The sequence below is a fragment of the Paraburkholderia sp. HD33-4 genome (assembly GCF_021390635.1).
Lineage (GTDB): Bacteria > Pseudomonadota > Gammaproteobacteria > Burkholderiales > Burkholderiaceae > Paraburkholderia.
In genome coordinates, this window is sequence record NZ_JAJEJS010000001.1 from 1,825,482 (window position 1) to 1,840,384 (window position 14,903).

The 14,903-nt window shown below is 66.7% G+C and carries 13 protein-coding genes; 10 read left to right on the forward strand and 3 right to left on the reverse strand.

Going from position 1 to position 14,903, the window contains the following annotated elements; all coding sequences use genetic code 11:
- Nucleotides 1–75 precede the first annotated feature (75 nt).
- Entirely contained in the window at nt 76–936 is an 861-nt protein-coding gene (locus L0U84_RS08055) for a LysR family transcriptional regulator (RefSeq protein ID WP_233849132.1), read from the forward strand.
- A 91-nt stretch (nt 937–1,027) separates the two neighbouring features.
- Here the strand turns inward: L0U84_RS08055 and L0U84_RS08060 are convergent, their stop codons facing one another.
- On the reverse strand, nt 1,028–1,465 hold the full coding sequence (locus L0U84_RS08060) for a carboxymuconolactone decarboxylase family protein (RefSeq protein ID WP_129963667.1): 438 nt from the start codon (nt 1,463–1,465) through the stop codon (nt 1,028–1,030).
- 243 nt (nt 1,466–1,708) lie between these two features.
- Here L0U84_RS08060 and L0U84_RS08065 point away from each other — a divergent pair, with 243 nt between their 5' ends.
- Entirely contained in the window at nt 1,709–2,767 is a 1,059-nt protein-coding gene (locus L0U84_RS08065) for an NAD(P)/FAD-dependent oxidoreductase (RefSeq protein WP_233849133.1), read from the forward strand.
- A 132-nt stretch (nt 2,768–2,899) separates the two neighbouring features.
- Here L0U84_RS08065 and L0U84_RS08070 read toward each other — a convergent pair whose 3' ends face one another.
- Nucleotides 2,900–3,097 (reverse strand): hypothetical protein, encoded by a 198-nt coding sequence (locus L0U84_RS08070; RefSeq protein ID WP_233851972.1) that lies wholly within the window; start codon nt 3,095–3,097, stop codon nt 2,900–2,902.
- Nucleotides 3,098–3,414: 317 nt separating this feature from the next.
- Here L0U84_RS08070 and L0U84_RS08075 point away from each other — a divergent pair, with 317 nt between their 5' ends.
- From L0U84_RS08075 to L0U84_RS08095, 5 genes are all read left to right on the forward strand, one after another.
- A complete protein-coding gene (locus tag L0U84_RS08075) occupies nt 3,415–5,388 on the forward strand; it encodes a PAS domain-containing hybrid sensor histidine kinase/response regulator (RefSeq protein ID WP_233849135.1) in 1,974 nt (657 codons plus the stop codon).
- A 120-nt stretch (nt 5,389–5,508) separates the two neighbouring features.
- On the forward strand, nt 5,509–6,705 hold the full coding sequence (locus tag L0U84_RS08080) for an acyl-CoA dehydrogenase family protein (protein ID WP_233849136.1): 1,197 nt from the start codon (nt 5,509–5,511) through the stop codon (nt 6,703–6,705).
- A gap of 33 nt (nt 6,706–6,738) precedes the next feature.
- Nucleotides 6,739–7,344 carry an SAM-dependent methyltransferase gene (locus L0U84_RS08085; protein WP_233849137.1) on the forward strand — a complete coding sequence of 202 codons (606 nt, stop codon included), beginning with the start codon at nt 6,739–6,741 and terminating at the stop codon, nt 7,342–7,344.
- A complete protein-coding gene (locus tag L0U84_RS08090; protein ID WP_233849138.1) occupies nt 7,341–8,006 on the forward strand; it encodes a glycosyltransferase in 666 nt (221 codons plus the stop codon). The genes L0U84_RS08085 and L0U84_RS08090 overlap by 4 nt, the downstream gene beginning before the upstream one ends.
- Before the next feature lie 96 nt (nt 8,007–8,102).
- The gene (locus tag L0U84_RS08095) at nt 8,103–8,597 is read left to right on the forward strand and encodes a DUF421 domain-containing protein (protein WP_233849139.1); all 495 of its coding nucleotides are present in this window, start codon (nt 8,103–8,105) and stop codon (nt 8,595–8,597) included.
- A 76-nt stretch (nt 8,598–8,673) separates the two neighbouring features.
- Here L0U84_RS08095 and L0U84_RS08100 read toward each other — a convergent pair whose 3' ends face one another.
- The gene (locus tag L0U84_RS08100) at nt 8,674–10,077 is read right to left on the reverse strand and encodes an MFS transporter (RefSeq protein WP_233851973.1); all 1,404 of its coding nucleotides are present in this window, start codon (nt 10,075–10,077) and stop codon (nt 8,674–8,676) included.
- 231 nt (nt 10,078–10,308) lie between these two features.
- Here L0U84_RS08100 and L0U84_RS08105 point away from each other — a divergent pair, with 231 nt between their 5' ends.
- The 3 genes from L0U84_RS08105 (at nt 10,309) to L0U84_RS08115 (ending at nt 14,840) form a co-directional block, all read left to right on the forward strand.
- Nucleotides 10,309–10,452, forward strand: coding sequence for a hypothetical protein (locus tag L0U84_RS08105; RefSeq protein WP_168991635.1), 144 nt, complete (start codon nt 10,309–10,311; stop codon nt 10,450–10,452).
- Nucleotides 10,453–10,872: 420 nt separating this feature from the next.
- Nucleotides 10,873–13,578, forward strand: coding sequence for a bifunctional lysylphosphatidylglycerol flippase/synthetase MprF (gene mprF / locus L0U84_RS08110; protein WP_267939529.1), 2,706 nt, complete (start codon nt 10,873–10,875; stop codon nt 13,576–13,578).
- Nucleotides 13,575–14,840, forward strand: a complete 1,266-nt coding sequence (locus tag L0U84_RS08115; RefSeq protein ID WP_233849140.1) for a virulence factor family protein — start codon at nt 13,575–13,577, stop codon at nt 14,838–14,840. The genes mprF and L0U84_RS08115 overlap by 4 nt, the downstream gene beginning before the upstream one ends.
- Nucleotides 14,841–14,903: the final 63 nt, after the last annotated feature.

Sequence of the window (14,903 nt, forward strand, 5' to 3'; positions counted from 1 at the left end):
TTGAAGTCAATCGGGAACCCCACTAGACTCGCTGACTGTTATCGACACTGTCGATAAGCAGCGCGACAATCACGCATGCTCAATCCCATCTGGCTCAAGACCTTCTCGACCGTCGCGGCCTGCCATAGCTTCACCGAAGCGGGGCGGCGGCTCGATTTGACGCAATCGAGCGTCAGCGAACATATCCGGCGGCTCGAACAGAGCGTGGGCCGGCGCCTGTTCGTGCGCGACACCCATTCGCTCGCAATGACGCCCGACGGCGAAGCGATGCTCGCGCATGCGAGCGTGATCCTGCAGGCACTGTCGCGCGCGGAATCGCAGTTTCGCGCGCCGCGCCTGAAGGGGCGCGTGCGGCTCGGCTCGTCGGACGATATCGCGCTTGGGCCGCTGCCTACCGTGCTCGCGGCGTTTCGCAACGCGCATCCCGACGTCGAACTCGAAATCACAATCGGCATGACGGGCAGGCTCTATGAACTGCTCGACGCGGGCGCGATCGATCTGCTGGTCGGCAAGCGCCGGCTCGGCGACCGGCGCGGCGTGCCGCTCTTCACGGGCCGGCTCGAATGGCTCGCACGGACCGGCACGCTCGTCGATCTGAGCCAGCCGCTGCCGCTGATCCTCGTCGCCGAGCCGAGCGTGACGCGCGCGGTCGTGCTCGATGCACTCGCCGAAGCCGGCGCGAGTTGGCAGATCGTCTGCACGAGCAGCAGTCATGCCGGCTGTATCGCGGCCGCGCGCGGCGGACTCGGGATCACCGTACGGCCGCAGTATCTGGCCGCGCGCGGGCTCGCGCCGCCATTGAATGCGGCCGGACTGCCGTCGTTGCCGTCGGTGGAATTCATCGCGCTGGCGGCGAAGCGCTTGAGCCGGCCCGCGGGCACGCTGCTGCAGTTGCTGCACGACAGCGATCTGCGTGGGTCGTGGGTTGGCGAGTGAGGCAGGGCGTGCGCCGCCGCGCTTCACGACGCCTCATGCCGCCCTCATGCCACCGGTCATGCCGCCGGTCATGCCACCGGGCATGCCACCTTCAGGCCGGCATCTTCCGGAACGAAATCGCGAAGCGGTTCCATGCGTTGATCGCCGACACGAGCAGCGTCAGGTCGACCAGTTCCTCGTCGCTGAAATGCGGCCGCACCGCGTTCCATACCGCGTCGGGCACGTGATCGTGCGACACCAGCGTAACCGCTTCGGTCCATTCGAGCGCCGCGCGCTCGCGGTCCGTGAAGAACGGCGTTTCGCGCCACACGACGACGGTCGCGAGACGCCGCTCCGTTTCGCCGCCTTTGCGCGCGTCCGCCGTATGCATGTCGACGCAGTACGCGCAGCCGTTGATCTGCGATGCGCGCAGCCGCACGAGTTCGGTCAGCGATTTTTCGAGCGCCGACTTGCCGATGCGCTCTTCAACGCCGAGCAACGACTTGATTGCGGCGGGGTTGGCTTTGTAGAAGTCGAGACGTTGTTCCATGATGAGTTCCTGGACGGTTGGGACGATGCGATGCATCGGATTGGTCGTTAGCTTAGTCCGTCGTTTGGATCATCAAAATGGCCGATTCCAGATATTTTCAGGTGACCACTTTCGGGCGCGGCGCGCACTTGACGAGCATCCTTACCGTCGGCAGTGACATCGTTGCCGCGTGCGGGCCGATTCGGTATGGTGGGTCATCGATGCTCGAATTGCGCCTCTCACCGTGATCTGGAGACCTGCCCCATGACCGTTGCCGCCGACCCGTCCGCTCCGCCCACCGCGCCGATCCGCACCGATGTCCTGATCGTCGGCGCCGGTCCCGTGGGTCTGTTCGCGGCATTCGAGGCCGGTGTGATCGGCCTCACCTGTCAGATCGTCGACATACTCGGACGCGTCGGCGGCCAGTGCATCGAGTTGTACCCCGACAAGCCGATCTACGACATCCCCGCAATTCCATCGTGCACGTCGCGCGAGCTGGTCGAGCGGCTGATCGCGCAATGCAAGCCGTTCGATGTGCCGATTCATCTGGAACAGCGCGTCGACACGGTCGAGCAGCGCGACGACGGACGCTGGACCGTGCGCACGCAGCAAGGCCTCGTGTTCGACGTGGCGGCGATCCTGCTCGCCGCCGGCAATGGCGCGTTCGTCCCGCAAAAGCTCGGGCTCCCCGAGGCCGTGCCGCTCGAAACGCGCCACGTGCACTACAGCGTGCCGCGCCTCGCCGATTTCGCCGACAAAATCGTGGTCGTCGCGGGCGGCGGCGATTCGGCGCTCGACTGGGCGCTGGCATTACGCAAGGTCGCGCGGCGCGTGACCCTCGTGCATCGGCGCGCCGGCTTCAGCGCGGCCGATTCGAGCGTCGAGCAGATGCGGCGCGCGGTCGAGGCGGGCGAGATGGACTTCGTCGTCGGTGGCATTGCGGCGCTCGATGTGGAAGACGGCGCGCTGCGTTCGTTGACGCTGCGGCAGATCGACGGCGAGACGCAGCTCGAAGCCGAGCATCTGATCGCGCTGTATGGACTCGTCGCCGATCTCGGTCCGATCGCGCAGTGGGGACTCGCGATTCACGGCGGGCGCGTCGACGTCGATACATCGAACTACGAAAGCTCGCGGCCGGGCATCTTCGCCGTCGGCGATATCGCCAACTATCCGAACAAGCAGAAGCTGATCCTGTCGGGCTTTCACGAAGCGTCGCTCGCGCTGCGCAAGGCGTACGCGTACGCATACCCCGACAAGAAGCGCGTGCATGTCCATTCGAGCTACGACGCGAAGCTCGCGGAAAAGATCGGCGCGGCGGGTTGACCGGCGCGCGGGCGCCGCGGCCGTTTCAACTCGCGACCCGTGCGCACTGGCAGCGAGGAAGAGCCGGGCCGGCCGTCGGTATCACGCGACGCTCGGCCCGTTCTCACCTGCTCGCGTTCCTCACGGCAGGCACTATTTGCCCGCTGGTTCACTCGCGGCGGCCGCGGCGCTCGCGGCCTTGTCCTTCTTCTTTGCCTCATGGTGGCCGACCGCGCAGCCCGCGGCCGCGCCCGCCGTCCCATGGTGCCCGGCGAGATGGCCGCCGACGCCGCCCACGACTGCGCCTTTGGTGCAGCCTTCGGCCTGCGCGACGGTGGAGGCGAGACTCAACGCCGCGGCGAGAGCGAGCGGGGCCGCGTAGTTCGTGGTGAAAGTCGTGAATATCTTTTTCAATTGACACTCCTGTTTTTGCTAGTGAAGGGCAAATCGGAACGCCGAAGCCGCAACACGGCGACGCATTCCGTCTTGACCCGCTAGCAATCGCGGGACCCGCCGTTATAAGCTTGGCGCCTTATGAGCCGGCGCGCGAGCGCGCTTCGCGACGCCTCCGGGCCCATGCGTGGACCGCGCGACCGCTTGCGCGAACGCTTCGCCGCCGGCCAGGCGCGAGGTTTGCTTAAAACGAAAATTCCGATCACGTGTCCACCATGAACCAGCTTGATGCTTCTTCTTCCGGCGACCACGGCGAGCGCGCTCGAGTGCAGGCCGAGGCCGCGCCGTCAGCGACCGTCGGTGTCGACTATTCATCGCTCGTGCAGGCGATCTCGGACTACGCGATCTTTCTGCTCGACGCGAAAGGCCACATCGTCAGCTGGAACGTCGGCGCGCAGAAGCTGAAGGGCTACACGGAAAGCGAGATCGTCGGCCAGCATTTCTCGCGCTTCTACACCGAGGAAGCCGTCGCGCGCGGCTGGCCGACCTACGAGCTGGAACAGGCGACGCTGACCGGCCGCTTCGAGGACGAAGGCTGGCGTGTTCGCAAGGACGGCACGACGTTCTGGGCGAACGTCGTGATCACGTCGGTTCGCAACGCGGCGGGCGAGCTCACCGGGTTCGCGAAGATCACCCGCGATCTGACCGCGCACCGCGAATACCTCGAAGCGTTGCGTCAGAGTGAGGAGCGCTTCCGTCTGCTCGTCGATAGCGTGAAGGACTACGCGATCTTCATGCTCGATCCGCAAGGCTTCGTCGTCAGCTGGAATTCGGGTGCCGCGCGCATCAAGGGTTACACGCACGACGAAATCGTCGGCCGGCATTTCTCGCTGTTTTATGTGCCCGAGGAGGCGGCCGCCGGCAAGCCCGCGCGCGAACTCGCGATCGCGCGGCAGCTCGGCACCGTCGAGGACGAAGGCTGGCGCGTGCGCAAGGACGGCTCGACTTTCTGGGCCAATGTGATCATCACGGCCGTGTACGACGAAGCGCGCCGGCTGCGCGGCTTCGCGAAGGTCACGCGGGACCTGACCGAGCGGCGCCGCCGCGAGGAGCTCGAACGCTCGAGCGAGCGCCTGCGCGAATTTCTCGCGACGCTCGCGCACGAGCTGCGCAATCCGCTAGCACCGGTGCGCAACGCGGTCGGCACGCTGCAGATGGAGACCAATCTGAGCCCGGTGGTCGCGCGTGCGCGCGATCTGATCGATCGCCAGGTCACGCACCTGACGCGGCTCGTCGACGACCTGCTCGACGTCGGCCGCATCATGTCCGACAAGGTCGAACTGCGCATCTCGCGTGTCGATCTCACCGAACTGGTCGCGCGCGCAATCGAAGCGGCGCGACCTTTCACCGACTCGCGAGAGCAGCGCGTGATCGCGCAGGTGCCCGAGGATCCGGTGATCATTCGCGGCGATATGACGCGGCTCGTGCAGGTGTTGCAAAACCTGCTGCACAACGCGTCGAAGTTTTCGCCCAAAGGCAGCGTGATCGAGGTGCAGGGACGTGTCGACTTTCGCATGGCGGTGCTCGAAGTGCGCGACCCCGGCTGCGGCATTCCGGTGCGCTCGCTCGACAAGATCTTCGAACTGTTCGCACAGGAAAAAGACAGCCAGAACGTCGGCGAGGGCGGCCTCGGGATCGGCCTCACGCTGTGCAAATCGCTCGTCGAAATGCATGGCGGCAGCATCGTCGCGAGCAGCGAAGGACCGGGACACGGCAGCACGTTCACGTTGAGCCTGCCGCTCGCGCCCTCGCAGTCCGACACCACGGACAGCGGCACGCTCAACGCCGCGCCCGAGGTGCAGCCGCTGCGGATTCTGCTCATCGACGACAATCGCGATTCGGCCGACAGCCTCGCGATGCTGCTCGAACTGAAAGGCCACGAGGTGCGTATCGCCTACGAGGGCGAGCAGGCTCTGCAGATCGCGCCGCGCTTCTCGCCGCATCTCGCGCTGATCGATCTCGCGATGCCGAAGATGGATGGCTATGCGACGCTCGCGGCGCTGCGCGCGCTGCCCGAGTCGGCCCGCACGATGTACGCGGCGATGACGGGCTTCGGCCATGCGAGCGATCTCGATCGCACTCGCCAGGCGGGTTTTCATGCGCACCTCGTGAAGCCGGTCGAGATGGCGGTCCTCGACGCGTTGCTCGCGAAGGCGGATGGACGTCTGAGCGGAAGTGGGGGGAGGTAGCCGCTGTTTCGCTGCGCGGCTGCGTTGCCAGCCGGGGCACGGTGTTTGCTGTGACTCTGCATGCGTTCCGGTCCGCCGTCACTCGGCGGGCAGAGGATCGAATCGTTGCAGGGAGGCACGATGCTCGACACCCGCGACCACGCGGCCAGCTTCAAGGCCCCGACACGCCAGGTCTCGAATCAGCATGGCGGCCGCGCGCTACGCGCGAGCGCCAGCGCGCCGCAGCCGGTCAACCCCGCCATGTCGCTCGACGGTTTCCTGTGCGACGCGCGATTCGATGCGAATGATCCCGCTGCGCTCGGAGCACTGCTCGCCGATCTGATCGAGTGCGGCTACGATCGCGCGCCGACCATGCCGTTGCCGGGACATGGCGAGACGCTGGTGCGCTGGCGCGCGCTGGCGGCTGTTGCCGCCTGCGACCTCGGTCTCGTCAAACTGTTCGAAGGCCATACCGATGCGCTCGCGATTCTCGCCGAGCTGAATGGTCCGTTGCCAGCCACGGCAAGCCGCTGGGGCGTGTGGGCCGCCGAGGCGCCGGACGCGCGGCTGCGCGCGATCAATGAAGGAATCCAGAACGTTTCCGGCGCGGGCGCTCCGGTACGCCTGTCCGGCACCAAAGCCTGGTGCTCCGGCGCGCGGGCGCTCACCCATGCGCTCGTGACCGCGTGGCGCGACGACGAGCCCGTGCTCGCGGCCGTCGCGCTGAACCAGGCCTCGATCTCGATCGATATCTCGAAGTGGCAGGCGGTTGGCATGCAGGCGAGCGCGAGTGCGGATGTCACGTTCCACGACACCGTGGCGACGCTCGTCGGCGCGCCGCATGCGTATCTGCGTCGTGCGGGCTTCTGGCATGGCGGCGCCGGTATCGCCGCGTGCTGGTACGGCGCGGCCGCACAGATCGGCCGCACGCTGCGCGACGCGTGCGCCAGGCGCGCGGATGCGCATCGGCTGGCTCATCTCGGTGCGACCGATGTCGCCTTGCAGTCGGCCGCCGCGGTACTGCGCGAAACCGCTGCGTGGATCGACGCGCAGCCGTCTGCCGATGCGCAAACGCGCGTGTTGCGCGCGCGTCTGACGGTCGAAGAGTCCGCGAGCGCCGTGATCGATCACGCGACGCGCGCGCTTGGCGCGGGCCCGTTGTGCCGCGATGCGCGCTTTGCGCGGGCGCTCGCCGATCTGCCGGTGTTTCTGCGGCAAAGTCACGCGGAACGCGATCTTGCCACGCTCGGCGAACGGCTCGTCGCGTGCGTCGACCCGAGCGCCGTGCTTGCATCGCATCACGCGTCTTCGCTAACGCTGACGCCGTGGACGCTATGACGCTTTCTCCCCAGCCTTCGGAGGATCGCTGAGATGAGCTCGACGATGTTGTACTTCGATGACCTTTACCGGCACAGCGACGATCCATGGCGCTTGCGCGAAGGCTGGTACGAACGCCGCAAGCGTTCGTTGACGCTCGCGCTGCTGCCGCGGCCGCGCTATTGCAACGCGTTCGAACCGGGCTGCGCGAACGGCGAGTTGACAGTCGCGCTCGCGACGCGCTGCGACGCGCTGCTCGCCGCCGATCTGCATGCGCGCGCCGTCGAGCTCGCGAGCGAACGCGTGGCGGGCGCATCGAACGTGCGCGTCGAACAGCGCAGGGTGCCGCGCGAATGGCCGACGGAGCGCGGGCCGTTCGATCTGATCGTGATCAGCGAGTTCGCGTACTACCTCGACGCGGCCGAACTCGAAACGCTGGCCGCGCGCATCGCCGGGTCGCTGACGACGGACGGCACGCTGCTCGCCTGTCATTGGCGCCGCCCGTTCGCCGAAGCGAGCGAATCGGCCGATCATGCGCACGCGCTATTCGATGCGCGCTGTGGTCTCGCGCGTCTCGCGCATCACGACGAAGCCGACCTGCTGATCGACGTGTGGTCGCGCGACGCCCGTTCGGTCGCGCAGCGTGAGGGGCTTCTATGATCGGCGTGATCGTTCCGGCGCATAACGAAGAGGCGTTGATCGCGCGGTGCCTCGCGGCCTTGCTCGAAGCGTCGCGACACGAAGCGCTCGCCGGCGAGGAGGTGCGGATCGTCGTCGCGCTCGATGCATGCAGCGATTTCAGCGGCGCGATCGCGCGCGCTTACGGCGTGCAGACGCTCACGCTGAAGGCGCGCAACGTCGGGATCGCGCGGGCGCTCGGCGCGTCGCTGCTGCTCGCGCACGGTGCGCGCTGGCTCGCGTTTACCGATGCCGACAGCCGCGTGTCGCCGGATTGGCTGGCCGCGCAACTGGCGCTCGACGCCGATGCGGTGTGCGGCTCGATCGCCGTCGAGGATTGGAGCGCGCATCCGCACGGCGTGCGCGAACATTTTCGCAAGACCTATGTCGACGCCGACGGACATCGTCATGTGCACGGCGCGAATCTCGGCGTCTCCGCAAACGCCTATCGGCGCGCGGGCGGCTTTCCGCCGCTCAGGTGCAGCGAGGACGTCGCGCTCGTCGATCGTCTGATCGCGATTGGCGCGCGCATCGCGTGGAGTGCCGCGCCGCGCGTGACCACGAGCGCGCGCACCGCGGCCCGCGCGCGCGGCGGCTTCGGCGACACGCTGATGTCGTGGGCGACGGATGGCGCGCTGGCCTGATCGCCGGCGTTGTGTCGCGAGTCGCGGGCTCGTCTCGCTCGCAACTATCCGGACGCCAGAGCATTGCTACGGCAACACGCTGCGAGGAGGACGAACATGATGGACGCGTTTTTCGTTCTATTCGGCCAGGGCAGGGAACTCGACCCGTTGCAGATGGGGATGCGCTCGATCGCCGTGTTCGTGATCGCGCTCGCGCTGATCCGCGTATCGGGGCGACGTTCGTTCGGACAGCGCTCGCCGTTCGATTCGGTCGTGGTGATTCTGCTCGGTGCGACGCTGAGCCGCGCGATCGTCGGTGCTTCGCCGTTTATCGCGACCGTGGTCGCGTCGTTCGCGATCGTCGCGTGTCACCGGATGCTCGCGTGGGCGTTCATACGCTCGCGCCGCTTCGAGCTGCTGGTGGGCGGCACCGAGCGCGAGTTGTTCAGCGACGGCAAGTTCCACGCGAACGAAATGCACGCGGCGCTCGTCACGCGCACAGACATCGAGGAAAGCGTGCGGCAGAAAACCGGTTCGAGCTCGATGGACAATGTGGCGGCCGCGATTCTCGAACGCAATGGCGAAGTGAGCGTGATTCGCAAGCGCGCGTGAGCGTCTGACGCGGTGAAGGGTGGGGCGGCTGCGGGGGGATGCTCGAGCTGGGCTCAGTCCAGCTCATCCCGCCTCCTCAACCGCGCCCGCCTCGCGAAATCTCCGCGCCCGCGCCGCGCGGCAAACGCAGTGTGACCGGAATCGACGCGAACGAGCACAGCCCGACCACGAGAAACGCGGGCCAGAAATCCGACCACGTGATGCTCGGATGCCCGTGCAGCGCGCGCGAAATCTGCAGCACGATCCCGCCGACCGTCACGCCGAGACCGAGCGACATCTGCTGCACGACGCTGCCGAGGCTCGTCGCCCGGCCGACGTCGCGGCTCGCGATCTCCGCATAGGTCAGCGAATTGAGGCTCGTGAACTGCAACGCGGGGAAGAAGCCGCCGAGCAGCACGACGACCCAGATGATCCACGTCGGCGTGTGCGGGAAAAACAGCCCGCACGCGGCGATCGAAATGCCCGATAGCGCGGCGTTGAACACGAGCACCTGGCGAAAGCCGAAGCGGCGCAGCACCCTGGACGCGATCGTGCGCATGAACATGCCGCCGAACGCGGACGCACAGGTGATCAGCCCCGATTGGAACGCGCTCATGCCGTGACCTTCCTGCAGCAGCAGCGGCAGCAGGAACGGCAACGCGCCGAGACCGATGCGAAACAGCGACCCGCCAAGCACGCTCGCCTGGAAGGTCGGCACCTTGAGAAAGCGCAGATCGAGCAGCGGCAGCGCGACGCGCTGCGCGTACACGACGTAGATCGCGAGCAGCATCGCGCCGAGCGCGCACATGCCGAACGCGTCGGTATTCGAAATCAGTTCACCGCCGACCAGCGACAAACCGAGCAGCAGCAATACCGCGCCCGCCGCCGACAACAGGAAGCCGATCCAGTCGAGCGGCCCCGGGTCGGGCTCGCGCGTATTGGCGATATAACGATTGGTCAGATAGATGCCGAGAATGCCGATCGGCACGTTGATGAAGAAGATCAGCCGCCAGTGCAGATACGTGGTGATGAAGCCGCCGAGCAGCGGACCGGCGGCGGGGCCGAGCATCGCGGGCACGCTCAGGTAGTTCATCGCGCGGATGAAGTCGGCTTTCTCCACCACGCGAAAGATGATGATCCGCCCGACCGGCACCATCATCGCGCCGCCGACCCCCTGAATGAAGCGCGCAACCGTAAAGGTAGCGAGGGAGTTGGACGCGGCGCACAACAGCGAGCCCGCAATGAAGATGGCGATGGCCGTGCGGAACACCGTGCGAGCGCCGAACTTGTCGGCGAGCCAGCCGCATACCGGGATGAACACGCCGAGCCCGAGCACGTAACTCGTCACCGCGATCTTCAGCGTGACCGGATCGCGAGCGAAATCGCGTGCCATGGCCGGCAGCGCTGTGACGATCACGTTGGCATCGACGCTTTCCATGAACATCGCGCACGCGACGATCAGGGGCGCAATCAGAGCTTTCTGAGTCTGGGCGACGGTCATGACGGCGAGGCTGCGGCGAAGCGTCGCAGGCAAAGGGGTCATTATTGCACCTGTACGGTGCGGATTGTTAATACCTGCGCGACCGTTGCTGCCCTTTTAAGAATTTTCTGTATCCGATACGCGACGGTGGCGCGGCCACACCGCCAAAAAATATTAATTTTTGTTGCGCTGCGCCATGAGATGACTATAATCGGGTTATTGCTTAGGTATAAACCCTAATGAGGAGCCAACATGAACACCGCATCGAATGCCGTCCGTTCCATCCCCGCCGCCAACACGTTTTTCGGCAAGCTGCGCGCGCTGGCGCTGCATGCGCTGAACCTGCATCTGCAGAACTGCGCCGTGATCGCCGAAGCGTATCGTCGCCCGAACTAAGCGCGGCAGATCTTGCCGCTGGGCGGCGCAAGCCCCGGCTGCCGTTTCGATGCCCGCTCGAGTAGCGGGCATCGTGCTTTCTGGGCCCGTGAGGCGCGCGTGGGCTGCGTCGCGGCGGCGGCGCCTGGCGCATATGCGTCGCGCGCATCGACAGTGTGCCGATCAGCAGCGCCGTCAAGGCCCGCGCCCCCAGACAGACCTTCGCCGGCTGGCATTCTGGTCCGCCATCGCCATTTCCCTTCCGGTCCGGCACCTCACGCCGCGCGTGCTGCGCAGGCGATGCCGATGGCCGCGCCTCGCCTCTGCCCCTGATTACGGCACCCCCAGCCGCGATCTTGATGCCTCGCATCGCGCGAAGAAGTATTACAATCGCGCGCTTTTGACGCGCGCCGCGCAAGTGAACTGACAGCAAAATTGCTAATGGTGTCAACCTTTTGCACGTTTTGCCGTTATCTCTTTGTAATCGCCGCCACAGGCGATCCCGCGCGTGACGGCCCGTCGCCGCGACCGCTCCTCGCAAGGCCCGCATTGACCATTTTTCACCGACTTCAACACAGCTTCGAGCGCCCCCGCGCGCTGCTCGGCCGTGCATCGAAAGCGCTTTGCAGCAGGGGGCTTCTGTCGCCCCTGCTCGCGCTCGTCATTTGCGGGCTGCTGCTGGTCGTGCTGCAGCATTTGTCCGAGGCAGTGAATTACCGTTCGGTGATCCGCGAACTGCGCGGGCTGTCGGCGCGCGAGTGGATCGGTGCGCTCGGCGCGACTGCGCTCAGCTACGTCGCGCTGGTCGGGCGCGACGCGGTCGGCCTGCGCTATCTCGGCGCGAAGGTGCCGCGCGCGGCGCTTTGGGTCGGCGCGACTGCCGGTTCGGCGCTCGGCAATGCGACCGGTTTCGGCGCGCTGACGGGTGGGGCGGTGCGCGCGCGGGTGTACGGCGTCGCCAACATCACGCCCGCGCAGATCGGCCGCATGACGGTGTTCACCAGCGTGTCGCTCGCGCTCGCCCTCGTGTTGATGACCGCGCTCGGCATGGTCTGCATGGCCGCTCAGCTCGCGCCGATGCTGCATCTGTCGCCGGTCGCGCTGCGCTGGAGCGGCGCTGCGCTGCTCATCGCGCTGGCGCTCGCGGCCGCCGCGTGCCGCCGCGAAACCCGGCCTGTCCGCACGCGCTGGCAGTGGCTCTCATTCGATATCCCCGCGCGCCGCGATCTGCTCGCGCAGGTCGCGCTGGCGGTGCTCGACGTAGTCGCCGCGGGCCTCGCGCTGTGGGCCTTGCTGCCGCACGCGAACGTGAGCTTTGTCGGTTTCATCACCGTCTACGCGGCCGCGATGCTGCTCGGCCTGATTGGCCATACGCCTGGCGGCGTCGGCGTGTTCGAGGCGGCGATGGTATTCACGCTGAGCGGCAGCGTGCCGATGCATCAGATGGTCGCCGCGCTGCTCGCCTATCGCGCGATCTATTTCGGCGTGCCGCTGGTGGTCTCCGCGGCGCTGCTCGCGGGCTTCGAGGGGCGCGCGCTGAAGGACCGACTGTCGATGCTGCAGGCGGAGCGTGTGTCGGAACTCGCGCCGCTGTTTCTGAGCCTCGTTACCTTCGTGGTCGGCGGCATGCTGGTGATTTCGAGCGCGACGCCGGCGTTCTGGCAGCGCATTCATATACTGCGCGACCTGGTGCCGCTGTGGGTGCTCGAAAGCTCGCAGATGCTGTGCAGCGTGCTCGGCGTGCTGCTGCTGTTCGTCGCGCGCGGGCTGCTGCGGCGGCTCGATGCGGCGTGGTGGATGACGCTCGCGCTCGCGTTGCTGAGCCTCGCGCTGTCGCTGACCAAGGGTCTTGCGTTCGTCGAAGCCGGTGTGCTCGGCATGCTGATCGTGCTGCTGCTCGCGACGCGCAAGCGCTTCAACCGTCATTCGTCGCTGTTCGCCGAGCGTTTTACGGCCGGCTGGCTCGTATCGATCGCGATGGTGCTGATGCTCGCGACGTGGGTCATGCTGTTCGCTTTCCGTGACGTGCCGTACACGCGCGACCTGTGGTGGCAATTCGCGTTCGACGAGCGCGCGCCGCGTGCGCTGCGCGCGACGCTTGCCGCGAGCGTGTTCGCCGCGACCTTCTCGTTCTGGCAATTGCTGCGTCCGGCGCCGGGCCGCTTCGTGAAGCCGGCGCCCGAAGATCTGCACGACGCCGCGCGGATCGTGCGCGCCCAGGAGCGCAGCGATGCCGGTCTCGCGTTGATGGGCGACAAGAGCTTCCTGTTTTCGGAATCGCGCGAGGCGTTCCTGATGTACGCGAAATACGGCCGCACGTGGGCCGCGTTGCACGATCCGGTGGGGCCGCGCGAAGAGTGGGCGGGCCTCATCAAAAAGTTCGTCGCGCTCGCGCATGCGCACGGCGGTCGCGCCGCGTTCTACCAGGTACGCGCGAATGCGTTGCCGCTGTATCTCGACGCTGGCCTCACGTTGATGAAGCTCGGCGAGGAAGCGCACGTCGTGCTCGACGACTTCGATCTGAAGGGCTCGCACCGCGCGCATCTGCGCTATGCGCTCAAGCGCGGCGAGCGCGACGGCTACAGCGTCGAAGTGATCGATCAGGCGCAGGTGCCGGCGTCGCTCGAAACGCTGCGCGGCATTTCCGACGGCTGGCTCGACAGCCGCGACGCGCGCGAGAAGAGCTTCTCGGTCGCGGCTTTCCATGACGAATACCTTGCCGCGCAGTCCGTGATGCTGGTGCGCCAGAACGGCGAGCCCGTCGCGTTCGTGACTTTCATGACGACCGATATGAATACCGAGGCGACCGTCGGCGTCATGCGCCACGTCGAAAGCGCCTCGCCGTACGCGATGGAATATCTGTTCACGCAACTCGCGCTGCATCTTAAGCAGGCGGGCTTCCGCTCGCTCAGTCTCGGCATTGCGCCGCTCTCCGGCGTGCAACCGACCCCGCTCGCGTCGCGCTGGCATCGGCTGGCCGGCATCGTGTGGCGCTTCGGCGGCCGCTTCTATAACTTCCGCGGACTGCGTGCTTTCAAGAGCAAGTTCCAGCCGCACTGGGAGCCGCGCTATCTCGCGGCATCCGGTTCGGGCGTGTTCTTCACGCTCGCGGACCTGTCGCTGCTGGCAGGAGGCCGGCGTTCATGACATTGCATCCGTTGTTCCGGCTCGCCGTCGCGGCGAGCGTTCTGAGCTGCGGCGCGCTCGCGCACGCGGCCACCACCACCGTGCCGGGCGGCCGCTATGGCGACGTGCGCGTAACCGAGCCCGAGGGGCCGCTGCGCGGCTTCGTCGTGCTGTATTCGCAGGCAAGCGGCTGGAGCGCGGCCGATCAGCAGAGCGCCGATGCGCTCGCCAAAGCGGGCGCGATGACGGTCGGCGTCGATACCGCGCGCTACGCTGCCAACCTGGCCGCGAAAAAGGAAACCTGTCATCAGCTGGTGAGCGATGCCGAGGCGCTGAGCCATCAGCTCGAACGGCAATCGCAATCGAGCCGCTACTTCGCGCCGATCGTCGCGGGTACGGGGCAGGGTGCGACGCTCGCGATGCACGTGCTCGAGCAGGCGCCGTCCAATACGGTGGCGGGCGCGGTGTCGGTCGACGCCGATCACACGCTCGATGCGCGCTTCGAGCCGTGTCGGCCCGACCCGACCGTGATACGCGACAAGGTGCCGGGCTTCGTCGAAAAGGCGAGCACGGGGGATGCAGATCGCGCCCGTCTTGTTGCATTGTTGACGCCGCATCTGCAGCCGGTCTCGACCAGCGCCGACGACGTGTCCGACCTGCCGCTGATCGAGTTGCCGGCCGCGCATCCGAACGGCCTGATGGCGATCGTGATTTCCGGCGATGGCGGCTGGCGCGATCTCGACAAGACGATCGCGCTGGCGCTGCAGAAAGATGGCGTGTCGGTGATCGGCTGGGACAGCCTGCGTTATTTCTGGAGCGAGAAGCCGCCCGCGCAAACGAGCCACGATCTCGCGCGCGTGATGCAAACCTACAGTGAGCGCTGGCACGCGCAGCACGTCGCGTTGATCGGCTATTCGTTCGGCGCCGACGTGATGCCGTTCGCGTATAACCGGCTGCCGCAGGCGCAGCGCGATAAGGTGTCGCTGATTTCGCTGCTCGGCTTCGCGCCCGACGCCGATTTCCAGATCCGCGTCGGTGGCTGGCTCGGCATGCCCGCGAGCGACAAGGCGCTGAACGTGCGGCCCGAGTTGACGCATGTTCCGCCGTCGATCGTCCAATGCTTCTATGGCGCGAGCGAAACCGACACGCTGTGTCCGGCGCTCGACAAGACCGGTGTCGAAGTCATCCGCACCTCCGGCGATCATCACTTCGGCCGCGATTACAACGCGCTTGAGCAGCGCATTCTCACGGCATTCAAAAAGCAGAGCGGCGTGCGCGATTGATCGCGGCGTCGGTCGTATCGGCGGGGCGCGCTGGCTGGCGCGCCCCGTTTTTTTTCGGATCGT